The organism is Burkholderia sp. ZZQ-2, from assembly GCF_050768715.1.
Lineage (GTDB): Bacteria > Pseudomonadota > Gammaproteobacteria > Burkholderiales > Burkholderiaceae > Burkholderia > Burkholderia cepacia.
On record NZ_LDVA01000122.1, the window covers coordinates 1 to 22,619 of the forward strand.

The 22,619-nt window shown below is 66.6% G+C and carries 22 protein-coding genes; 12 read left to right on the forward strand and 10 right to left on the reverse strand.

The window, feature by feature from the left end; genetic code table 11:
• On the reverse strand, positions 1–1,539 hold a 1,539-nt coding region (locus ABY44_RS07595; RefSeq protein ID WP_431641053.1), incomplete at its 3' end, for a methyl-accepting chemotaxis protein.
• A 241-nt stretch (positions 1,540–1,780) separates the two neighbouring features.
• On the opposite strand from ABY44_RS07595, the gene panE reads away from it, so the two are divergent.
• From panE to ABY44_RS07635, 8 genes are all read left to right on the forward strand, one after another.
• On the forward strand, positions 1,781–2,728 hold the full coding sequence (gene panE / locus ABY44_RS07600) for a 2-dehydropantoate 2-reductase (protein WP_027789506.1): 948 nt from the start codon (positions 1,781–1,783) through the stop codon (positions 2,726–2,728).
• A gap of 231 nt (positions 2,729–2,959) precedes the next feature.
• Positions 2,960–3,919, forward strand: a complete 960-nt coding sequence (locus ABY44_RS07605) for an AraC family transcriptional regulator (RefSeq protein ID WP_048023218.1) — start codon at positions 2,960–2,962, stop codon at positions 3,917–3,919.
• 118 nt (positions 3,920–4,037) lie between these two features.
• Complete coding sequence (locus ABY44_RS07610; protein WP_060173290.1) at positions 4,038–4,979, forward strand: substrate-binding domain-containing protein; 942 nt, start codon at positions 4,038–4,040, stop codon at positions 4,977–4,979.
• A 62-nt stretch (positions 4,980–5,041) separates the two neighbouring features.
• Positions 5,042–6,562 (forward strand): sugar ABC transporter ATP-binding protein, encoded by a 1,521-nt coding sequence (locus tag ABY44_RS07615; protein WP_060173358.1) that lies wholly within the window; start codon positions 5,042–5,044, stop codon positions 6,560–6,562.
• Positions 6,549–7,562, forward strand: a complete 1,014-nt coding sequence (locus ABY44_RS07620) for an ABC transporter permease (protein ID WP_060173289.1) — start codon at positions 6,549–6,551, stop codon at positions 7,560–7,562. The genes ABY44_RS07615 and ABY44_RS07620 overlap by 14 nt, the downstream gene beginning before the upstream one ends.
• Before the next feature lie 46 nt (positions 7,563–7,608).
• Positions 7,609–8,697 (forward strand): alcohol dehydrogenase catalytic domain-containing protein, encoded by a 1,089-nt coding sequence (locus ABY44_RS07625; RefSeq protein WP_060173288.1) that lies wholly within the window; start codon positions 7,609–7,611, stop codon positions 8,695–8,697.
• 29 nt (positions 8,698–8,726) lie between these two features.
• Positions 8,727–10,274 (forward strand): FGGY-family carbohydrate kinase, encoded by a 1,548-nt coding sequence (locus tag ABY44_RS07630; protein ID WP_060173287.1) that lies wholly within the window; start codon positions 8,727–8,729, stop codon positions 10,272–10,274.
• The gene (locus tag ABY44_RS07635) at positions 10,271–11,029 is read left to right on the forward strand and encodes an SDR family oxidoreductase (RefSeq protein WP_060173286.1); all 759 of its coding nucleotides are present in this window, start codon (positions 10,271–10,273) and stop codon (positions 11,027–11,029) included. Before ABY44_RS07630 ends, ABY44_RS07635 begins: the two co-directional genes overlap by 4 nt.
• A gap of 78 nt (positions 11,030–11,107) precedes the next feature.
• On the opposite strand, the gene ABY44_RS07640 is transcribed toward ABY44_RS07635, so the two are convergent.
• The 5 genes from ABY44_RS07640 to ABY44_RS07660 all read right to left on the reverse strand — a co-directional run bounded on the left by ABY44_RS07640 (position 11,108) and on the right by ABY44_RS07660 (position 13,600).
• Positions 11,108–11,248 carry a hypothetical protein gene (locus ABY44_RS07640; RefSeq protein ID WP_021158153.1) on the reverse strand — a complete coding sequence of 47 codons (141 nt, stop codon included), beginning with the start codon at positions 11,246–11,248 and terminating at the stop codon, positions 11,108–11,110.
• A 203-nt stretch (positions 11,249–11,451) separates the two neighbouring features.
• Complete coding sequence (locus tag ABY44_RS07645; protein WP_060173285.1) at positions 11,452–12,036, reverse strand: nucleotidyltransferase family protein; 585 nt, start codon at positions 12,034–12,036, stop codon at positions 11,452–11,454.
• Between the two features lie 103 nt (positions 12,037–12,139).
• Positions 12,140–12,859, reverse strand: a complete 720-nt coding sequence (locus ABY44_RS07650) for a M15 family metallopeptidase (protein ID WP_060173284.1) — start codon at positions 12,857–12,859, stop codon at positions 12,140–12,142.
• A gap of 109 nt (positions 12,860–12,968) precedes the next feature.
• Positions 12,969–13,364: a type II toxin-antitoxin system VapC family toxin gene (locus ABY44_RS07655; RefSeq protein WP_027789497.1), complete on the reverse strand. Its 396-nt coding sequence runs from the start codon at positions 13,362–13,364 to the stop codon at positions 12,969–12,971.
• Positions 13,361–13,600, reverse strand: coding sequence for a type II toxin-antitoxin system Phd/YefM family antitoxin (locus tag ABY44_RS07660; RefSeq protein ID WP_011659184.1), 240 nt, complete (start codon positions 13,598–13,600; stop codon positions 13,361–13,363). The genes ABY44_RS07655 and ABY44_RS07660 overlap by 4 nt, the downstream gene beginning before the upstream one ends.
• A 269-nt stretch (positions 13,601–13,869) precedes the next feature.
• Between ABY44_RS07660 and ABY44_RS07665 the strand changes: the two genes are divergently transcribed.
• On the forward strand, positions 13,870–16,008 hold the full coding sequence (locus ABY44_RS07665; RefSeq protein ID WP_060173283.1) for a hypothetical protein: 2,139 nt from the start codon (positions 13,870–13,872) through the stop codon (positions 16,006–16,008).
• Between the two features lie 73 nt (positions 16,009–16,081).
• On the opposite strand, the gene ABY44_RS07670 is transcribed toward ABY44_RS07665, so the two are convergent.
• The 3 genes from ABY44_RS07670 to ABY44_RS07680 are packed head-to-tail and all read right to left on the reverse strand — an operon-like array spanning position 16,082 to position 19,767.
• Entirely contained in the window at positions 16,082–16,765 is a 684-nt protein-coding gene (locus ABY44_RS07670) for a Fe2+-dependent dioxygenase (RefSeq protein ID WP_060173282.1), read from the reverse strand.
• A complete protein-coding gene (locus ABY44_RS07675; protein ID WP_060173281.1) occupies positions 16,762–17,517 on the reverse strand; it encodes a tetratricopeptide repeat protein in 756 nt (251 codons plus the stop codon). The genes ABY44_RS07670 and ABY44_RS07675 overlap by 4 nt, the downstream gene beginning before the upstream one ends.
• A gap of 3 nt (positions 17,518–17,520) precedes the next feature.
• On the reverse strand, positions 17,521–19,767 hold the full coding sequence (locus ABY44_RS07680) for a TonB-dependent receptor (protein WP_060173280.1): 2,247 nt from the start codon (positions 19,765–19,767) through the stop codon (positions 17,521–17,523).
• Positions 19,768–20,077: 310 nt separating this feature from the next.
• Here ABY44_RS07680 and ABY44_RS07685 point away from each other — a divergent pair, with 310 nt between their 5' ends.
• Complete coding sequence (locus ABY44_RS07685; protein ID WP_021158161.1) at positions 20,078–20,317, forward strand: FitA-like ribbon-helix-helix domain-containing protein; 240 nt, start codon at positions 20,078–20,080, stop codon at positions 20,315–20,317.
• Positions 20,314–20,733, forward strand: a complete 420-nt coding sequence (locus ABY44_RS07690) for a type II toxin-antitoxin system VapC family toxin (RefSeq protein ID WP_021158162.1) — start codon at positions 20,314–20,316, stop codon at positions 20,731–20,733. Before ABY44_RS07685 ends, ABY44_RS07690 begins: the two co-directional genes overlap by 4 nt.
• A 135-nt stretch (positions 20,734–20,868) precedes the next feature.
• Here the strand turns inward: ABY44_RS07690 and ABY44_RS07695 are convergent, their stop codons facing one another.
• Complete coding sequence (locus ABY44_RS07695) at positions 20,869–22,164, reverse strand: aspartate carbamoyltransferase (protein WP_059525726.1); 1,296 nt, start codon at positions 22,162–22,164, stop codon at positions 20,869–20,871.
• Between the two features lie 233 nt (positions 22,165–22,397).
• Between ABY44_RS07695 and ABY44_RS07700 the strand changes: the two genes are divergently transcribed.
• A complete protein-coding gene (locus ABY44_RS07700) occupies positions 22,398–22,532 on the forward strand; it encodes an entericidin A/B family lipoprotein (RefSeq protein WP_021158165.1) in 135 nt (44 codons plus the stop codon).
• The last annotated feature ends 87 nt before the right edge of the window (positions 22,533–22,619 follow it).

Consider the following 22,619-nt stretch of genomic DNA (forward strand, 5'->3'; position numbering starts at 1 on the left):
GAACCGCGTCACGGCGTCCCGCAGCGCCTCGGCCTGATCGCGCAGCGAATGCGCGGCGGCCGCCGCTTCTTCGACGAGCGCCGCGTTCTGCTGCGTGACCTGGTCCATCTCGCCCACCGCGCGATTGACCTGCTCGATGCCGGCGCTCTGTTCGCGCGACGCATGGCTGATCTCGTCGAGGATCTCGTTCACGCGCCGCACCGACTGCACGATTTCGGCCATCGTCTCGCCCGCGTGCGTGACGAGCGCCGCGCCTTGCTCGACGGTCTCGTTCGATGACACGATCAGCGACTTGATTTCCTTCGCCGCCGTCGCCGAGCGTTGCGCGAGCGAGCGCACTTCGGCCGCGACCACCGCGAAGCCGCGACCCTGTTCGCCCGCGCGCGCGGCTTCGACGGCCGCATTCAGCGCGAGGATGTTGGTCTGGAACGCGATCCCGTCGATCACGCCGATGATGTCGCCGATCTTGTGCGAGCGGTCGGTGATCTCGTTCATCGTGCGCACGACGTCGTCGACCACCGCGCTGCCGCGCGTCGCGACCTGCGCGGCCTGGCCGGCGAGCGACGCGGCCTGGGCGGCGCTGTCCGCGTTCTGCTTCACGTTCGCGGTCATCTGGTCCATGCTCGACGCGGTCTGCACGAGCGCGGCCGCCTGTTCCTCGGTGCGCTGCGACAGGTCCGTGTTGCCCGACGCGATCTCGCTTGCGCCGACGTTGATGTTCTCGGTACCCATCCGCACGCGCGACACCATGTCGATCAGCCCGCCTTGCATCGTGTGCAGCGCGTGCAGCAGGCTGCCGCGATCGTCGTGCTTCACGGCGACGTGCGCGGTCAGGTCGCCCTGCGCGATGCGCTGCGCGGCGTCGAGTGCCACTTCCAGCTCGCCGCCGAGGTTCGCGCGCACGCTTTTCAGCACCAGCACCATCACGGCGGTCGCGATCCCGCCGAGCACGGTCGTCATCGCGAGCCAGCGGCCGACGCTTTCGAGCACGGCGGTGCGCACGTCGTTCATGTACATGCCGGTCACGATGTACCAGTCCCAGGGTGCGAAGCGCTGCACGGCGCTGGTTTTCTCCTGCGGCTTGTCGGCGCCCGGCTTCGGCCACAGATACTCGACGAAGCCCTTGCCGCCTTCGAGATTGCCGGCCTTCACGATCTCGACGAACAGGTGCTTGCCGTTCGGATCGGTGAAGTTCGACACGTCCTTGCCGTTGAGGTCGGCCTTGATCGGATGCATCACGATCACGGGCTTCGAGTCGTTGACGGAGATGTAGCCGTCGGCGCCGGAACGCATCGCGGCGATCGCCTCGAGCGCCTTCTGCTTCGCGTCGGCTTCCGGCAGCGCGTTCTGCTGCGACAGCTTGTAGTAATGATCGGTCACGCTCGCGGCCTGCGCGACCAGCGACGCGAGCTGGTCGCGGCGGTCCGCGATCATCGATGCGCGCGTCTGCCAGGCCCCGAGCCCGGCGATCACGAGCAGGCCGAGCCAGAGGATGACGATCATCGAGGCGAGTTTCTGATTCAGGGAAAGGTTGCGCATGGTGTGTGGTCGGTCAGTCGTGGAAGCTCGCCGGGGCGGCGTGACGGGATAAGTATCTTGACGGCGCCCGACGTGCGTTGCCGTAGGCGGGTTATCCCTAGGAGCCCGGCGCCGTCGCCGATGCCGTCGACACCGACAAGGGTATCTATGCATATGCATAACGGGCGTCGCTATACTGTCGGGGCGATTGAATGCGCGCCGCGCGCGGCGCGGCGGCGAATGAAACCGAAAGGAGGCAACGATGCGAATTCTGGTGGTGGGGGCCGGCGCGGTCGGCGGATACTTCGGCGGCCGGCTGGCCGCGGCGGGGCGCGACGTGACGTTCCTGGTGCGCGACGGCCGCGCGGCCGCGCTGGCGCGCGACGGGCTGCTGATCCGCAGCCCGCGCGGCGACCTGACGCTCGCGAACGTGCAGACCGTGCGCGCGGGCGACGCGGGTGCCGGTGTCGCGCCGTTCGACCTCGTGCTGCTGAGCTGCAAGGCGTACAGCCTCGACGACGCGATTGAGTCGTTCGCGCCGTTCGTCGGCCCGCAGACGCTGATCCTGCCCATGCTCAACGGGATGCGCCATCTCGACGTGCTGCGCGAGCGGTTCGGCGCCGCGCAGGTGCTCGGCGGGCTGTGCGTGATCGCGGCGACGCTCGATCGCGAGCAGCGTATCGTGCACCTCAACGACACGCACGGGGTCACGTTCGGCGAACTCGCGGGCGGCGAATCGCCGCGTGTGCGCGCGGTGGCCGAGGTGCTCGGCGGCGCGGGTTTCGATGCGACGCTCAGTGACGACGTGGCCGCGCGGATGTGGGAAAAATGGGTGTTCCTCGCGACGCTCGCCGCGAGCACGTCGCTGTTCCGCGCCTCGGTCGGCGACATTCTCGCCGCGCCGGACGGCCGCCGCCTGCTCGAGACGATGCTCGGCGAATGCAGTGCGATTGCCGAGCACAACGGCCACCGGCCCGATCCGGCCGCCATCGAGCGGATGCAGCGGATGGTGCTGACGCCGTCGCCGCTGACCGCGTCGATGCTGCGCGACGTCGAAAACCATGCGCGCGTCGAAGCCGATCACGTGATCGGCGACCTGCTCGCGCGCCGCGACCCGCAGGCGGCCGATGCGCTGTCGCTGCTGCGGATCGCGTACAACCACCTGAAGGCGTACGAAGCGCGTACCGCGCGCGAGCACGCGGCCGCGTAAGCGCCGGGCGGGCGGCCGCCCGGCCGTTCCGCACTGCACAAATTTGCCATCCGGCGCCATTTGCGGCCGGAATGGGCAAAAAAGTATCGAAAATCAGGCGTAAAGTTGGTGGAGCCGCGCGCTCGATCGACCTACATTGCTTCCCATGCGACCGGTCGCGTCGCCGCGTGAAATACGCGGCGCACGCGCAAAACGAACCGGCCGGCGAGACACGGGAATGGAGACGCCCACATGATGCACCCCGATCTGGAAGTGGTCGAAGTGCGACGCGACGAGTCGTTCAAGGTCTGGTCGCACGGTTATCCGTATCGCACGATCCGCTGGCACTTCCATCCCGAATTCGAGCTGCACCTGATCGTCGCGACGCGCGGCAAGTATTTCGTCGGCGACCACATCGGCTCGTTCGGCCCCGGCCATCTCGTGCTGCTCGGCCCGAACCTGCCGCACAACTGGGTCAGCGACATGGCCGAAGGCGAAACCGTCGAACGCCGCAATCTCGTGATCCAGTTCGACCCGGTGTTCGTGCGCCGCTGCATGGACGCGTTTCCCGAATGCCGCGACGCGCAGGCGTTGCTCGACGATGCGCGGCGCGGGGTCGGCTTCGACGCGGCGACCAGCGCCGCGATCGCGCCGCTGTTCGACGAGCTGCTGGCCGCGCGCGGCATGCGCCGCATCGCGCTGTTCATGACGATCCTCGAACGGCTGTGCGGGGCGGCCGAACGCACGCTGCTCGCGAGTCCCGCGTACGACCAGGCCGATGTCACGCCGACGCGGCTCAGCCATGCGCTGTCGTACATCGGCAAGAACCTCGCGTCCGAGCTGCGCGAATCCGATCTCGCGCAACTGACCGGGCAGAGCGTCAGCGCGTTCTCGCGCGCGTTTCATCGCCAGACGGGCATGCCGTTCGTCCAGTACGTGAATCGTCTGCGGATTGAATCCGCGTGCCAGCTGCTGCTCGCCGACGACGCGAACATCACCGATATCTGCTTCCAGGCCGGCTTCAACAACGTGTCGAACTTCAACCGCCAGTTCCGCGCGGTGAAGGGGATGGCGCCGTCCGAATTCCGCGCACTGCAGCGCCTGAACGCGCGCAGTCGCGAACTGGCGCTGCACGCGGCGCCCACCGGCAATCCGCTGCCGCCGCGCGTCGTGACGCCCGGCGCGCCCGAACTCGCCCCGCAGCCCGGATGATCGCGGGGCCGCCGCCGGCCCGAGTTTTCCACGCCGTTTCACCCAGCCGATCGCGCCGCCCGCGTCGCGAGGGGCTTGCTCACCCACGAAAAAGCCTTATACAACCGGAGACACCGTCATGACGCCTGCATCGCCCGCCTCATCCTCCCGTCGCGCCGCCCGTCTGGCGGCGGTTGCCGCGCTTGCCGCCGCGGCCTGGCTGCCCGCCGCCGTGCAGGCCGCACCGCTGCGGATCGGCATGACGTTCCAGGAGCTCAACAACCCGTATTTCGTGACGATGCAGAAGGCGCTGAACGACGCGGCCGCGTCGATCGGCGCGCAGGTCGTCGTCACCGACGCGCATCACGACGTCAGCAAGCAGGTGAGCGACGTCGAGGACATGCTGCAGAAGAAGATCGACATCCTGCTCGTGAACCCGACCGATTCGACCGGCATCCAGTCGGCGATCACGCAGGCGAAGAAGGCCGGCGCGGTGGTCGTGGCCGTCGATGCGAACGCGAACGGCCCGGTCGATTCGTTCGTCGGCTCGAAGAACTACGACGCGGGCGTGATGTCGTGCGACTACCTCGCGAAAGCGATCGGCGGCAGCGGCGAGGTGGCGATCCTCGACGGCATTCCGGTCGTGCCGATTCTCGAACGCGTGCGCGGCTGCAAGGCGGGGCTCGCGAAATACCCGAACGTGAAGCTGGTCGACACGCAGAACGGCAAGCAGGAGCGCGCGACCGCGCTGTCGGTGACCGAGAACCTGATCTCCGCGCACCCGAAGCTGAAGGGCGTGTTCAGCGTGAACGACGGCGGCGCGATGGGCGCGCTCGCCGCGATCGAGAGCTCGGGCAAGGACATCAAGCTGACGAGCGTCGACGGCGCGCCCGAGGCGATCGCCGCGATCCAGAAGCCGAATTCGAAGTTCATCGAGACGACCGCGCAGTTCCCGGCCGACCAGGTGCGTATCGCGCTCGGCATCGCGATTGCGCGCAAGTGGGGCGCGACGGTGCCGAAGGCGATCCCGGTCGACGTGAAGGTGGTCGACCGCGGCAACGCGAAGGGCTTCAGCTGGTGAACGACGTGCAATGCGACTCGAAGGGCGGCGGCACGGCCGGCGCCTTTCGTACGGAGAAACCGATGGACACGATACTCCGGCTCAGCGACATCGCGAAAAGCTTTCCGGGCGTGAAGGCGCTGTCCGGCATTCATCTCGAGATCGCACGCGGCGAGATTCACGCGCTGCTCGGCGAGAACGGCGCGGGCAAGTCGACACTGATGAAGATCCTGTGCGGCATTCATCGGCCGGATACCGGCACGATCGAGATCGACGGCGAGGTGCGTCGTTTCGCGGACTATCGCGACGCGGTCGCGGCGGGTGTCGGCATCGTGTTCCAGGAATTCAGCCTGATCCCGCATCTCGATGCCGTCGACAACCTGTTCCTCGGCCGCGAGCTGCGCAACCGCTGGGGCGCACGCGACCGCAAGCGGATGCGTCGCGCGGCGGCCGGCATCTTCGCGCGGCTCGGCGTCGCGATCGATCTCGATGCGCCGATCCGTGCGCTGTCGGTCGCGCAGCAGCAGTTCGTCGAGATCGGCAAGGCGCTGTCGCTCGACGCGCGCATCCTGATCCTCGACGAACCGACCGCCACGCTCACGCCGGCCGAGGCCGGGCACCTGTTCGCGATCATGCGCGAGCTGAAGCGGCAGGGCGTCGCGATGATCTTCATCTCGCATCATCTCGAGGAAATCTTCGCGGTGTGCGACCGCATCACGGTGCTGCGCGACGGCCAGTACGTTGCGACGACCGACGTCGCGCGCACCGACGTCGAGCAGCTGGTGCGGATGATGGTCGGGCGGCGGATCGAGAGCAGTTTTCCGCCGAAGCCGGCGCGCGCGGCGGATGCGCCGCGGGTACTGGAGGTCGATGCGCTGCAGATCGAGCGCGACGGCCCCGTGAACCGCTTCGCGCTGCATGCGGGCGAGATTCTCGGCTTCGCCGGGCTGGTCGGCTCGGGCCGCACCGAAACCGCGCTCGCGGTGATCGGCGCGACGCGTGCGCATCGCAAGGACGTGCGCGTGCGCGGCACGGCGGCGACGCTCGCCGATCCGGCCGACGCGTTGCGCGCGGGCATCGGCATCCTGCCGGAAAGCCGCAAGACGGAAGGGCTCGTCACGTCGTTCTCGATTCGCGACAACATCTCGCTGAACAACCTCGGCAAGTACCGGTCGATGCGCTGGCTGATCGACCGCCGCGGCGAGGCGCGCGCGACGCACGACGTGATGCGGCGCGTCGGCGTGAAGGCGCCGTCGATCCATGCCGAGGTCGCGACGCTGTCCGGCGGCAACCAGCAGAAGGTCGTGATTGCGCGCTGGCTCAACCATCACACGTCGGTGCTGATCTTCGACGAGCCGACGCGCGGCATCGACGTCGGCGCGAAAGCCGAAATCTACGGGCTGATGCGCGAACTCACCGCGCGCGGCTACGCCATCATCATGATCTCGTCCGAGCTGCCGGAGATCGTCGGCATGTGCGATCGCGTCGCCGTGTTCCGGCAGGGGCGCATCGAGGCGACGCTCGAAGGCGACGAGATCGATCCCGACACGGTCATGACCTATGCCACGGCCGGCACGCGAGGAGCGACCCATGAACCTGCCTGATTCTTCTTCCACGCCTTCCCCGACCCTCGCGGCGGCCGCCGGAAACGGCGACGCACCGCCGCCGCGCGCGATGTGGGCGCAGTTGCGACGCTCGACGCTGTTCTATCCGCTCGTCGGCCTGATCGTCGTGTGCATCGCGATGATGATCGCGAGCCCGAGCTTCCTGTCCGCCGCGAACCTGGAGAACGTGCTGCGCCAGGTATCGATCAACGCGATCATCGCGGTGGGCATGACCTGCGTGATCCTGACCGGCGGGATCGACCTGTCGGTCGGCTCGGTGATGGCGCTGTCGGGCACGCTCGCGGCCGGGCTGATGGTGGCCGGTGTGAACGCGGTGGCTGCGCTCGCGATCGGCATCGCGGTCGGCCTCGGGTTCGGCTTCCTGAACGGCCTGTTCGTCGCGTTCGCGGGGATGCCGCCGATCATCGTCACGCTCGCGACGATGGGCATCGCGCGCGGCCTGGCGCTGATCTACACGGGCGGCTATCCGATCGACGGGCTGCCCGACTGGGTCGCGTTCTTCGGCAGCGGCAAGGTGTTCGGCATCCAGGCGCCGGTACTGATCATGCTGGCGGTCTATGCAATCGCGTGGCTGCTGCTCGACCGGATGCCGTTCGGCCGCTACGTGTATGCGATCGGCGGCAACGAGCAGGCGACGCGGCTCACCGGCGTGCGCGTGGCGCGCGTGAAGCTGATCGTCTACACGCTCGCCGGGCTCACGTCGGCGCTCGCCGCGATCGTGCTGACCGGGCGGCTGATGAGCGGGCAGCCGAATGCCGGCGTGGGCTTCGAGCTCGACGCGATCGCGGCCGTCGTGATGGGCGGCACGTCGATCTCGGGCGGGCGCGGCGCGATCCTCGGCACGCTGGTCGGCGCGCTGCTACTTGGCGTGCTCAACAACGGGCTGAACATGATCGGCGTGAACCCGTATGTGCAGAACGTGATCAAGGGCGGAATCATCCTGCTCGCGATCTACATCAGCCGCGAACGGTCGCGGTAACGTGCGATCGATCAGATATCCGAATCATCAACGAAAGAGACAACTCATGACGACACCCGAAGCCCCGCCGCGGATGACCGCGGTCGTTTGCCACGGCCCCGAGGACTACCGCGTCGAACAGGTCGCGAAGCCGCGCCCCGGCACGAACGAACTCGTGATCCGCATCGCCGCGTGCGGCATCTGCGCAAGCGACTGCAAGTGCTATACGGGCGCGAAGATGTTCTGGGGCGGCCCGAACCCGTGGGTCAAGGCGCCCGTGATTCCCGGCCACGAATTTTTCGGCCATGTCGAAGCGCTCGGCGACGGCGCGGCCGAGCACTTCGGCGTGACGGTGGGCGACCGCGTGATCGCCGAGCAGATCGTGCCGTGCGGCAAGTGCCGTTATTGCCGGTCGGGCCAGTACTGGATGTGCGAAGTGCACAACATCTTCGGCTTCCAGCGCGAGGTGGCCGACGGCGGAATGGCCGAATACATGCGCATTCCGCCCACCGCGATCGTCCACAAGATCCCGCTCGGCGTATCGCTCGAAGACGCCGCGATCATCGAGCCGCTGTCGTGCGCGATCCATACGGTGAACCGCGGCGACCTGCAGCTCGACGATGTGGTCGTGATCGCCGGAGCGGGCCCGCTCGGGCTGATGATGACGCAGGTCGCGCACCTGAAGACACCGAAGAAACTCGTCGTGATCGACCTGATCGACGAGCGGCTCGAACTCGCGCGCGAGTACGGCGCCGACGTGACGATCAACCCGAAGCGCGACGATGCACGCGAGATCGTCCGGTCGCTCACCGACGGCTACGGCTGCGACGTCTACATCGAGACGACCGGCGCGCCGGTCGGCGTGAGTCAGGGGCTCGACCTGATCCGCAAGCTCGGCCGCTTCGTCGAATTCAGTGTGTTCGGCGAGGATGCAACCGTCGACTGGTCGATCATCGGCGACCGCAAGGAGCTCGACGTGCGCGGCGCGCACCTGGGGCCATACTGCTACCCGGTCGCGATCGACCTGCTCGCGCGCGGGCTCGTCACGTCGAAAGGCATCGTCACGCACGATTTCGCGCTCGAGGAGTGGGACGACGCGATCCGCGTCGCGAAATCGCCCGAATCGATCAAGGTGCTGCTGAAGCCGGCCCGCTGACGGCCGGCGCGCGCCTCACCGGAGACATCATGGAATACGTCATAGGCGTGGACATCGGCACGCAGAGCACCAAGGCGCTGCTCGTCGACCGGCACGGCACGATCGTCGCGCGGCGCTCGGCCGGCTACCAGCCCGATACGCCGCGCCCGCTGTGGGCCGAGCAATGGCCGCAGGTGTGGTTCGACGCTGTGCTCGAATGCATCGCCGGCTGCGTGAGCGATGCGCACGCGCAGGGTGTGCCGGCCGACGCGATCCGCGCGGTGTGCGTGGGCAGCCTGTACGGCGGCTCGGGCATTCCGGTCGACAGCGACATGCGGCCGGTCCATCCGTGCCTGATCTGGATGGACCGGCGTGCGACCGCGGAAGTCGACTGGATCAATGCGAACGTGAACGTCGAGCGGCTGCGCGTGATCACGGGCAACGGCGTCGACAGCTATTACGGCTTCACGAAGATGCTGTGGCTGCGCGACCAGCGGCCGGACGTGTGGGCGAACGTGCGCTACTTCCTGCCGCCGAACGCCTACGTGATCTACCTGCTGACCGGCGAGGTCGCGGTCGATCACAGCTCGGCCGGCAACATCGGCGGCGTGTACGACGTCGCGCGCCGCGAGTGGTCCGACGATGCGCTCGACATGCTCGGCATCCCGGCGACGATGATGCCCGAGCGGCTCGTCGAATCGACGGACGTCGTCGGCGGCCTGCTGTCGCAATGGACGGAGCAGCTCGGGCTGCCGGCCGGCACGCCCGTCGTCGCGGGCGGCGTCGATGCGGCCGTCGCGACCTTCGCGGCCGGCGCGACGCGCGCGGGGCAGCATGTCGCGATGATCGGCACCAGCATGTGCTGGGGTTACGTGAGCCGGCACGTCGATGCGCGGCACGGGCTCGTCAGCATGCCGCACGTGTTCAACGGGCAGCGCGACCTGTACGTGTTCGGCGGCGCGATCACGGCGGGCGCGTCGGTCGCATGGTTTCGCGACCAGTTCTGTCACGCGGAGATCGATGCGGCACGCCTGCTGCCGCACGGCGATCCGCACGTGTTGCTCGAGGAGGCGGCCGAAAGCGTGCCGCCGGGCGCCGATGGCGTGCTGTTCCTGCCGTACCTGATGGGCGAACGCAGCCCGGTGTGGGACGCGAAGGCGAGCGGCGCATTCGTCGGGCTGAGTCTCGCGCACACGCGCGCGCACCTGTATCGCGCGGTGCTCGAAGGTGTCGCGTTCGCGTTGCGGCACAACATCGAGGCCGGCCGACGCGGCGCGGCCGCGCTCGACGACCGGCTGATCGTCGTGGGTGGGGCCGCGCATTCGGCGCTATGGATGCAGATCATCGCGGACGTGACGGGCTTCCCGGTGTGGACGATCGAGCAGGACGTCGAAGCCGCGATGGGGGCGGCCCTGCTCGCGGGAGTCGGGGTGGGGCTCGTGTCGCACGAGGATGCACAAGGCGGATGGGTCACGCTCGTCGAGCGCGCGCGGCCCGATGCCGAACGCGCGGCAGCCTATACGGCGCGCTTTGCGCTCTATACGGCGCTGTATCCGGCGCTCGGACCGATCATGCACGGGTTGCACACGCCATCATGAAAAGTCGATTCGATTTCGGCGGTTCGCGGGTGCTCGTCACGGGTGCGTCGAGCGGGATCGGGCGCGCGTGCGCGGTCGCGCTGGCGCGGGCGGGCGCGCAGGTCGTCGCGGCGGGGCGCGACATGGCCGCGCTCGACGCGCTGGCCGGCGAGGCTGCGTGCGAGACGTTGCGCGTCGATGTCGGTGGCGACGAGCATGCGATCGATGCGGCGCTTGCCGCGCACGACGCGTTCGACGGCCTCGTGAATTGCGCGGGGATCGCGTCGCTCGAATCGGCGCTCGACGTGAGCGCCGCGCATTTTGATCGCGTGATGGCGGTCAACGCGCGCGGCGCGGCGCTCGTCGCACGGGCCGTCGCGCGGAAGATGATCGCGCGCGACGGACGTGGCGCAGCTCAGGCGCGGGGCAGCATCGTCAACGTATCGAGCCAGGCCGCGCTCGTCGGCCTGCCCGCGCATCTGGGCTATTGCGCGTCGAAGGCGGCGATGGACGCGATCACGCGCGTGCTGTGCATCGAACTCGGGCCGCACGGCATTCGTGTGAACAGTGTGAACCCGACAGTCACCCTCACGCCGATGGCGCAGTTCGCGTGGAGCGATCCGGAAAAGCGTGCGCCGATGCTGGCCGCGATTCCGCTCGGGCGATTTGCGGAGCCGGACGAGGTCGTCGAGCCGATCCTGTTCCTGCTGAGCGATGCGGCATCGATGGTCAGCGGCGTATCGTTGCCGATCGACGGCGGGTACACGGCGCGTTAGGCAACGTCGTGCGCGGGCGCCGCATGACCGGAACCCGTGGAGAATGCACGGCGAATGCCCGGCGCGGCCGCCCGGCGGCTAGACGGGATCCTTGCTCGGCGGTCCGTCCGGTTGCTGCGGGTTGTCGTGATGGCCGGGCGGCGACGACAGCGGGTCGTCTTCCGGGTCGCGGTTCGGGTCGGCAGGTGGCTCGGGCGTCGGGGTCGTGTGATCGGTCATGGAGAACTCGCGCAGTGCGTGACGGCGGTGGCGCGGCGGGGGCGCCTCGTCTCCGTTATAGGCAATCGGCCGTGCATTTGCAGCGGGATTGTCGCGGTGGGGCGCCTTTCGTCGGTGCAATCCGCACGGGCGCGGTTTTCGTGCCGACACCTGCTGCGCCGGAGCGGGCCGTGCGCCGCTCCGCGTGCAGGGCGGGATCGGCGTCAGCGCAAATCCGCGGGTGTATCGACGTCGCGCACGATGCCCGGATCGTCGACGTCGAGCAGCCTGACCGGTGCACTGGCGAACAGCGCGCGGGCGCCGATGTCGCCGTCGAGGGCGGCGAGCGCATCGAAGTGGTGCGCGGCGAAACCGACCGGATGGCCGCGCGCGCCGCGATGCGCGGGTGCGACGATCGACGCGTCGTCGGCGTCGAGCGCGCGAGTGACGCTTTCGTAGGTGGACGCCGCGATCCACGGCATGTCGCCGAGCGCGACGAGCCAGCCGTTCGCGTCGGGCGTCGCGCGTACGCCGGCCGCGAGGCTCGCGCCCATGCCGCGCACCGCGTCGGGTGCGTAGACGACATGGCAGCCGGCTTCGTTCAGCAGCATCGCGAGTTTTTCGGCACCGGGACGCACGACGGCGATCACGTCGGCCGTGGCCGCCGCGAGACGGCGGGCGGCCGCGACCGCAACCGGCGTGCCGTCGGGAAGCAGCGCGAGCAGCTTGCTGTGCAGGCCGCTCGGGTCGAAGCGTTGACCGAGGCCGCCGGCGAGGAGGACGCCGGTGGCGAGTGACGCATAGGACATCGGCGCGGGGGAGAGTGATGCAGGTGCTGCGATTGTGCGGGAGCGGGCAGGGATCGACAAGTGAGGATGTTACCGGGGCGGGTTCGTTTCGTCGGAAAGAACGTCAGCGCGCGGCTTCGTCGAGCATGCTTTCCTCGACGGGACCGTAAATTGCGTGCGACTGGTTGTGCATGACGGCCCAATAGCGGTCGCCGAATGACCAATGCCACCATTCCGACGGGTAATTGGTGAAGCCGGCGCCCGTCAGCGCGGCGATCAGCACCTGGCGGTGGCGGGCGGCGGCCCGGCTGATGAACGGGTTGTGCGTATAACACGCGCCGGACGATTCCTGGTCGGTTGCGTCGAGCACGCAGCCCATGTCGAGCTCGACGCCGTCCATCGAGATCAGTGTCAGGTCGACGGCCGCGCCCGTCGGATGGGCGGCGACTTCCGGCGGCGCGACGTAGTGGCTCGTCAGCGCGACCAATGTGTCTTCGTCCGGCAGCGGGTTCAGCGTCCGGCGCAGGTGCGCGAGATGCCGGGTGAAGCAATGGCGTTGCAGCGCCAGCGGACGATAGCCTTCCTTGACGTACAGGCGCAGGCCGTCGGGCAGCGCGTGCGCGGCGGCGATCAGCCGTTGCGCCACACCGTGACGCACTTTCAGGAAATGCCGGCTCGAGTGTGCGGCGTCGTCGCGGCCGGGATCGACGGCGATGCGGTCATGAAAACCGGCGAGATCGACAAACCCTTCGTGCGACTCCAGCAGGGCGATCGACCGGACAACGGGATCGGAGAGCGATATCACGATAGCGGACGGAATGGCGCGATGACGGTTGCGGGCCATGAGCCGGCGCCGAGGCTGGCCGGCCGAGGTCGTTTTTGTCAGACGATTCGCCAATATGCCAGAGTCCGGCGGAGGACGCGCGGCGGTTCGGCCCGCGGGCAGGCGACGCTCACCAGAGCGTCTTGACGTGCGCGTAAGCGCGGATTTTTTCGTCGCGCGTGACGAGCGGCGCGCCGAGCCGTCGAGCGGTCGCGACGATCATGCGATCGGCCGGATCCTTGTGGAACGTGCCGGGGAGGTTGGTGGATTTCGCGGCGATGTCGGCGTCGACGGGCACGAAGCGCATCCCGTCGATCTGCGCGACGGTGGCGAGCCATGCTTCGACATCCATCGTCAGTGCGAGGCGGTCGTTGCGCACCAGCATCGCAATCTCCCACGCGGAGATCGCGGACGCGGCGAGCGCGCCTTCGCTCCGGGCGCGATCGATCGCGCTTCTCGCCTTCTTGCTGAGCGACGGGTCGCCCGCCACCCACCATACCAATGCATGTGTATCCAGCACGATCACCGCGACGCCTCCCAATCATCTTCCGCAATCGGATCGAGAGGATTGTCATAGCGCATGACCGAGCCGCGCAATATGTCCAACGGCTGAGCTTCGCGTGCGTGATACGGCCGGATCTCGAGCGTCGGCTTGCCGTGATCGGTGACGATCAGGCTTTCGCCCGACGCCTCGACGAGCCGGAAGTATTCGAGTGCGCGGGCCTTGAATTCGGATTTCGATACGGGAGCGTGCGGCATCATGATATGAGCATGGTCATTTGACGGTGGTCATTTTAAGGATTGTGTTGAATAGAAGCAAGGAATCGGTCGGGGCGCTCGGGCTGATTCATCGATTGGCGGCGGTGGAGGTCAACGGCGGACAGGCGGGAGGATCGTGCGGAACCCACGTCGGTGTGGTTGCGGCAAGGTTAATCGCAATCGACGTTGGGTAGAATGCTTGCTCCCGCTGCTAGGCAGGACGCATGTACCCCGACTGAGAGGGGGCGGCTTCGAACGACAAATAAACAATCATGAAAACAATACGTGAGCGATTCGATGAAATCGCTGATAAGCATCCGTTTACGCTTCTGTCTCTGATGGTGCTGGTGCTCGGCGGTGTGCCATTACTGCTGTACTCGCTGAGCCTCGATCAGGTTCCGGATTTCACACTGACTGAACTGACAGGCACGCTGATCGCCACCTTCCTCGTCGAGATTGGCTTGGTCGGCGTGTTTGGCGTGTATTCGCTGATTGCAGGCTTTGCTGCCCGTTTCGTGCTCGACCGGTTTTACGACGACACACACGTGGTTGCCTTTGGTCAGATGGGGCCACTCACGCAGAACCAGCAGATGCGTGATCGCTTGGTACGCGGACGATTCATCGTGATCGCAACCGTCCTGACGGTTTTGATCTGGACGGACCTGCTGACGAATCCATTCGTGTCGTGGGCGAGCCCGGTGCTGGCCTGGTTGACTGTCGTTGCCTATGTCGCGACTTACAGCGGATTGATAGGGCTGTTGCTCGCTGACGGGTCGTTTGTCGACAGCCGGCTAACGCGAGTGTTATCGAGCGTGCTGTTGTTCGGCGTGGTGATCCTCGGTGCATTGCAACTCGTCGCGCACTTCGGTAACGAGCGGATAGACACGAGTGCCGGGGCTACGGCGCGCGCGCAGCCGGTCGTTTACGCGTTTTCGCAACTGGCGCCGGACGTGAGAGCCTGCGTCGGGTGGATGACTACGCCGTCATGGGCTACAGCGGCGGCAAGTGCAATCATCGCGGCGATAGTATGGTTCGTGCAGCGCTCGCTGCGTCTCGCTGCGAACGGGTCACGCAATGTATCGAAGCGCATAATGCACGTGACGCTGCATGCCATTCGGGCAATAGGGTTGGTCGTCCTCGCGGTAGTGGCCGTTTCGTGGTTGATCGCACTCGTCAATTTCAAATGGTTCGTGACGGGCAACCGGTTGCCCATCACGATCTTGTGTGCAGCGGTCTTTGCTGTCTGGATGCTGCGGAAAGGGTGGTTTTTCCGCAAGCGCCAAATTGCGCCGGGTGGCTTTTTGATGCCTGCGACACCGGCAACAGGCCGCCGCAACGGCGTGCCGAAGCTCGTAGCGGCAAAGCTCTTTACGGCGGCCGCGTTCGCGATCTTGTCGCTGTGTATACTGATCTTTGCAGATCTCGTCGATTCCCTGAACGGCAACAGGGAAAGCGCGCAGACATTGCTGCTGACCATGGCGCTGCTGAGCGTGATGAACTGGGGAGCGTTCGCGTCGCGTGGCTGGCAGATGCGGGCAGGATTGTGTGCGCTTGCAGCGCTTGTTTCGTTCGTGTCGGTTCCGATCATCGTGCAGAATCCGCTGCTGTTCCCCCGCATGCTCGTTGCGATCCTGGGTTTTGGCAATCGGCACGCGTCGAGCATGGCGTTGTCCGGTCAGCAATGTGCGACGTTGGCGCCGTTCGGCGTTCGGTGCAACGCAGGCAAGGACGGTTCGATTACGCTGACCGATGTAAATATCGTCAATCGCCTTGGATCTTCGATGGTGGTCGAACTGATCCTTCGTCCTGAATTATCCGTGTCGGCTGGCGCGCCGCCCGAGGCCCCAGTAGTGGGGGTGGCCCACACGCAGGCGCGAGGTATCCGTGACGATAAATCACCCAGTGCGTCAGTGGCTGCTTCATCCACAACTATTGCACCGTCGGTCGGAGTAGGGGCCGCGAATGTGAATGTCCAGACGTTGATGCTTGCGCTCCCGGCGGGCGATGCGATATTGCGAAAGCGCGCTTATGGCTGTGATCAGCCGCTGCTTGATCAGCGGAATCGAGCGTTTAATCGCTTAGTCAGCCACGAGGGGGAATCTAGCGACAAGGCGATGGCGTCCGACGGAGTGTCGATTGGCAACAACGGACGCCGTAAAGCCGGCATCGATGTGGCGAGCGCCGCTGTCGCAACGACCGAGGCGAAGCGGGCGCGTTCGGCTGGCGCGACCAGCTCGACCACCGCCACGACGACTGACTCGCCGATCACCGAGAACGCCGAACTGGCCTGCGTCCGCATCACGATCCCGAAGGATCAGGTCGTCAGTTACACGAATGCTGGCTGGCGAACCTACATGGCGGGCTATTCGGGTTATATCCCTGTGGCAGAGAAAGCGATCGGCGCCCACTGAGCGTCGGCATCGACCGGGCGGATTCGAGGCGGGCGTGTCGATCGCGGCGTTCGAAGGTGAGGCGGTTGCAATCTCACGCATCCGCCCACTTCCTCAACAGGTTGTGATAAATCCCGGTCAACGCAATGACCATCGGGTCCTTCGCGCCTTTCTCGGTGGACAGCGCCTGAATCTGCGTATCGAGCTGGAACAGCAGCGTGCGGTCGCCGTCGTCGCGCACCATGCTCTGGATCCAGAAGAACGACGCGACGCGCTCGCCGCGCGTGACGGGCGTCACATGATGCAGGCTGGACGCCGGATACAGTACGAGATCGCCTGCCGGCAGCTTCGCGCGATGGGTGCCGTACGTATCCTCGACACACAGCTCGCCGCCGTCGTACGCATCGGGTTCCTCGAGAAACAGCGTCGCCGACAGGTCGCTGCGCACGCGGAAATCCGTGCCGCGCAGCAGCCGGATCGCGTTGTCGACGTGCGTGCCGAACGTCTCGCCGCCTTCGTAGCGATTGAACAGCGGCGGAAACACCTTGAGCGGCAGCGCTGCCGAAAAGAACAGCGGGTGGCGCGCGAGTGCGTCCTGGATCGCGTCGCCCACCGCACGTGCGGCGGGCGAGCCTTCCGGCAATTGCCGGTTGCGTTTCGCGAGCGCCGACTGCGTGCCGGACGTCGCGTTCCCGTCGACCCATTCGGCCGCGTCGAGGTGGTCGCGGCATTGCGCGACCTGCGCCTTGGTCAACACGCCGGGGATATGAAGCATCATGTTGCGGATTCCATGACGTGCGGCGTCAGTTGCATTGCCGCCGCACGAAATGCGTCGATCGGCGACGACGCGAGATACGCGCGCATCTTCGCGACGAACGCGGGGGTAGCGGTGGCCGGCACGTGCGCGAGCCAGCCGAGCGCCTCGTCGATGCGCCCGCGCTCGGCAAGCAGCCGCGCATAGTTGAACTGGCCGCGGAAGTCGCCGGCGACGGCGGCGCGGCGATAGTGGTCGAACGCGGCGTCGGGGTCGGCCGGTACGACCCAGCCGTCCTCGTAGAAGCCGCCGATCAGGTTGATCGATTTCGCATGGCCGAGCGCGGCCGCGCGGCGGAACCAGTCGAGTGCGTCGGCGCGGTTCTCGTCGACGCCGTTGCCGAGCGCGAGCGCCGTCGCGTAGTTGTACATGCCCCAGTCGAGCCCCGCCTGAGCGGCGAGCCGGTACCAGTACACGGCGACCGGCGCGCACGCGGCCGTGCCCCAGCCGAACTCGTAACAGCGGCCGAGCATGTTCATCGCCATCGCGTGGCCGGCCCGCGCCGCGTGCCGGAACCAGTTGAACGCGGCCGACGGGTCGCGCGCGACGCCATGCCCGTCGAGCAGGTACTGCCCGTAGACGGCCTGCGCATCGACGATGCCGTTGTCGGCCGCCGCCGCGACCCACGCGGCGGCGCGCTCGGGCGGCCCGGCCAGGATGTCGGCGAACTCGCGCGGCGACACCGACGCGAGCGCCTTCAGCGACACGGCCTCCATCGATCAGTAGCGCGCGTTCAGCGTGACGAACGCCGAGCGGCCCGGTGCGATCGACGCGTAGTGCGCCGGGTACGCCTGGTCGAAGTAGGTGCGGTTGAACAGGTTGTTCACGTTCAGCTGCAGGTCGAGCTTCTTGTTGATCCGGTACTGCGCCATTGCATCGAAGCGCCAGTACGACGGCACCGCTCGCAGGTTCGCGGGATCGCCGAACACTTCCGACATGTAGAACGCGCCGCCGCCGACCGTGAACTTCGGCGTCACGTCGTAGTTCGACCACATCGTGAGGCTGTGCTTCGGCGTGTTCGGGAAGCGGTTGCCGTTGTTCGCCGCGTCCTTGCCGTTGTCGCGCAGCGCGCTCTTCATGTACGTATAGCCGCCGAACACCTGCCACTGCTTCGTGATCTGCCCTGCGACGCCGAGTTCGAGGCCCTGCACGCGCTTGTTGCCGACCATCGCGTACTGGTTGTTCGGCAGCGTCACGCGCGCGTTCGTCGTGTCGATCTGGAACAGCGCGGCGGTGAGTGACAGCTTGTCGTTCAGCACGTTCCACTTGGTGCCAAGCTCGATGCTGCGGTTCTTCTCGGGCGCCATCTGGTCGGCGTTCGGACCGACGCCGCCGCGGCCCGGCGTGAGCGACTGCGTTTCGCTGCCTTCGCCGAGCAGCATGCCGGCCGGTGTCGACGACGTCGCGTACGACGCGTAGATGCTGCCGTTCTGCGCGGGCTTGAACACGAGGCCGGCCTGCCAGTTTACGAGCGTGTCGTCGCGCGTATAGGTTTTGCCGCCGTTGGCCCTTGTGTCGGTGAAGCGGGTCGAGTAGTCGTCGACGCGCACGCCGGCGTTGACCTGCCAGCGCGGCGTGATCTCGATCGTGTCGAAGCCGTAGATCGACTTCGTCGTGGTGCGTGCATGCGCGTAGTCGTTGTTGCGCGTGATCGAACCGGCCCACGGGTCGTTAGGGTTCGGCGACCACAGGCTCGTGCAGTTGTAGCCCGATGCGGCGCCGATGCCGTTCTGGCAGACCTTGCCGGTGTCGGTCGCGACCTTGTATGAATCGCGCTTGCCCCATTCGCGCGTCAGCTCGATGCCGGTCGTGAAGCTGTGCTTGAACGGGCCGGTGCGGAACTCGCCGAACAGCTCGGTCAGGTTCGCCAGGCTGTTGATCGAGCTGTCGCGGTTGTTGTTGCGGCGCCAGACCTTGCCGTTCACCACGTTGCCCTGGCTGTCGTCCGGCTGGGTCCAGATGTAGTCCTGCGTCGATTCCGTGTAACGCGTGGTGTTGCGGATCGTCAGCGCCGACGTGATGTCGTGCTCGATCTTGATCGTGCTGATGTCCGACGTGGTCTTGCGGAAGTCGCGGTCGATCAGCCCGTAGAAGTTGTGGCGGTCGACGGGAGCCGGATAGATCGTGCCGACGTTCGCCGGTTTGTTCGACGCCGTATAGAAATACGGGATGCCGCCGTCGGGCATGTCGTCGGTCGACAGGTGGTAGTAGCTCGCGGTTACGCGCGTCGGTGTACCGAGGCCGAACGCGATCGACGGTGCGACGCCCCAGCGCTCGTTGTTGACGGCGTCGCGGCCGGCGACGTCGTTGTTGTGGCTCATCAGGTTCAGGCGGAACGCGGCGTGATCGGCGAACTGCCAGTTGCCGTCGGCCGTGAAGCGGCGATAGCGGTCGGTGCCGAGGCCCGCGCTCGCGGCGGCGGTGGTGCCGAGGTGCGGGGCCTTCGTGATCAGGTTGATGCTGCCGCCCGCGCCGCCGCGGCCGCCGTATGCGCCGTCGGAACCCTTGGTGATCTCGATGCGCTCGGTATTGAAGATCTCGCGCGTCGTGGCGCCCGTGTCGCGCATGCCGTCGACGAACATGCTGCCCTGCGTGTCGTAGCCGCGGATGAACGGACGGTCGCCGAGCGGGTTGCCGCCTTCGCCGGCGCCGAACGTGATGCCGGGCACGGTGCGCAGCGCTTCCGTCAGCGTCGACGCGCCGCTGTTCTGGATCAGCTCCTGCGGGATCACGGTGACGGATTTCGGCGTGTCGACGAGCGGCGCGGTGAATTTCACGGAAGCGGAGAAATCGGCCTTGTAGCTGTGCTCGGCCTTGCCCTGCACCTCGATCGGCGCGAGATGGCCTTCGGTGCCGGCCGGGGCGGGCGGCGGCGTGCCGTCCGCCGCGAATGCCGGGCTGGCGGCGAGCACGCTGCACAGGGTGGTGAATTTGCCGAGCTTCAGCTCGTCGGGACGTGACTTCATGGTGCGCTTCGACCTCGCGGTGTGGCCCCGGGGCGGTGCGCTGCGGAAATGTGCACGCCGCCGGGAATTATTACGATTTGTTTTCAGGCGGCATTCTATGTAATTTCATCGCGAATGAGAAGCGTTCTTGTTCTCGTTTGTTAGGGAATTGTTGACGAATGTGACGGGGTCGTTGCGGAGGGAAGATTGGCCGAATGACCAGATAGGAAGGGCTTGTCGGGCCGGTTAGAGTCGCAGTGTCGCGATTCACTTGGTATGACAGCAAAATGCTAATATGACTGCATTGAAAGCAATCTTGATGAGGCGCACCATGCCGGTGATCACCGTCCGAAATCTGTCCGATGAAGTGCATCGAGCACTTCGCATTCGCGCGGCCCAACATGGGCGCAGCACCGAAGCCGAGGTGCGCGACATTCTCGAACAGGCCGTTCTTCCGGGCGGGCGGCTCAAGCTGGGAACGATGCTGGCGGCAATCGGGCAGGAGGCCGGCGGATTCGATTTCGACGCCCAGCGCGACAAGACGCCTGCCGATCCGATGAGCTTCGAATGATCCTTGTTGATACGAATGTCATTTCCGAACCGCTACGACGCGAGCCGAACGCGGCCGTGATCGAGTGGCTCGATGCCCAGAATGTCGAAACCTTGTTTCTGGCTGCGATCAGTCTCGCGGAAATACGATTGGGCGTGGCTGTATTGCCGGAAGGACGCCGGCGAGAGTGGCTGCATCAGAGCATCGAGCAGCGCGTGCTGCCGTTGTTTCGCGGACGAATCCTGCCATTCGACGATGCTGCGAGCAAAGCGTATGCGAGCCTTCGCGCACGCGCTCGTGCCGCAGGTGTCGCAATTGCACCATCCGATGGTTTTATCGCCGGCACGGCCGAAGCGAACGGCCTGATCGTCGCCACGCGCGACGTCACGCCGTTCGAGGCAATGGGAATTCGCGTAATCGACCCGTGGGCGCGCTAGCGAGCCCACGGCTGCCGGCCCCGCAGGCTGCCCCGCAATTGAAAAACGCGCCGTGCGATGCGGCGCGTTCTGCTTCAGGCGGGCGCGCCGCCAACCTGAAACGACGGCAGGCGGGCGCGAGACCCTGGATACGGTTCAATCGACGCCGTGAAACACCGCGTCCTCCGGCCCGAGATATGCCGGCGGGCGCCACGTCGCGTCGCGCATCGAATGCTGGACGAGGTTCTCGACACCGAGCAGCACCGCGAAGATCGCCATCCGCACCGGAATGCCGTTGTCGGTCTGACGGAAGATCGCGAGGCGCGGGTCGCGGTTCAGGTCGACCGACAGGTCGTTCGCGCCGGGCCGGCTGTCGCGCGGCAGCGGGTGCATGATCAGCGTGTCGGGCTTGCACACCGTATCGACGAGCGCCTGGTTGATCTGGAAATCCGGCGTGTAGCCTTCGAACGACTCGTCGGTGAAGCGCTCCTTCTGGATCCGCGTCGCGTAGACGACGTCCGCGCCGCGCAGCCCGGCCGCGAGGTCGGTCGTCTGCTCGATCACGTGGCCGTTCGTCGCGATCTGGTCGACGATGTAGGCCGGCATCTCGAGCGTCGGCGGCGACACGAGCGTGAACTTCAGCCCGCGGTACAGCGCAAGCAGCTTGACGAGCGAGTGCACGGTGCGGCCGTACTTGAGGTCGCCGACCAGCGCGATGTGCGCGCCGTCGACGATCTTGCCGAGCCGCGAGAACTCGCGCTGGATCGTATAGAGATCGAGCAGCGCCTGGCTCGGGTGCTCGCCGGGGCCGTCGCCGCCGTTGATCACGGGCAGGTTGGTCGCGCGCGCGAACTCGGCCACCGAGCCTTTCTCCGGGTGGCGGATCACGAGCGCATCGACGTAGCCGGCCATCACGCGGCTCGTGTCGTAGATCGATTCACCCTTGGCCATCGACGAGAACGTGAAGCCCGTCGTGTCGCACACCGAGCCGCCGAGCCGGCAGAAGGCGGCGCCGAACGACACGCGCGTACGCGTGCTGGCTTCGAAGAACAGGTTGCCGAGCACGGCGCCTTCTAGGACGCGCGAAATCTTGTGGCGGCGTGCGATCGGCTGCATCACGTCGGCCACGCGAAACAGCGCCTCGACCGATTCCCGCGAGAACTGGTCGACCGACAGCAGCTGCGGCTTGCCTTCGAAAAAGAACTGCTTGGCGAGCCCTTGATTATCTACGCTTTGCGTATAGCCGCCGCCTTCCGGTGCCGAGCGCTCGACGATTTCCGACACGAAGCGCTCGACGATCTCGGGCATCCCGCGCGATTCCTGCGAATCGTCGGGCAGCAGCCAGGTGTCGAGCGCGCGCCGGCTGACGCCGATGCGATTGGCGAACGCTTCGCGGGTCATGTTGAGGCGGCGCATCGCGTCGCGGAGGAAGGCTTGCTGGGGAACGGTCATCGGCGGCTCCTGACGGAAAATATACGCGGTGCGTATATTAGTTCCTGGCGCGTTGAAGTCAAGGAAAATCTGCGCGAACCGGCTGTGTGGCCCATGTGACATGCGGCGGGTTCGTAGTGGCGCGTCGCGGCCGTCTCCGTATAATCAGGTCAGGCCCCGTGCCGGGCGTCTTGCCGGGCACGGGGCCGCATACGATTCGCCCGTCGGGCTTGTTGATTCGAAGGAGAATGAGAATGACGCGTACGATTGCTGCAATGCTGCTGGTGGTGACCGCCGCGCTCGCCGGTTGCAACACGGTCGCCGGCGTGGGCCAGGATATTTCGAAGGGCGGCCAGGCGATCAGCGATACGGCTGAAAAGGCCAAGTAAGCCGGCCGGTTCCGGGATGCAGAAAGCGCCGGGCCGTCCCGCGATTGCGGGGCGGCCCGGCGCTTTTTTTCGGCCCGTGACGACGCC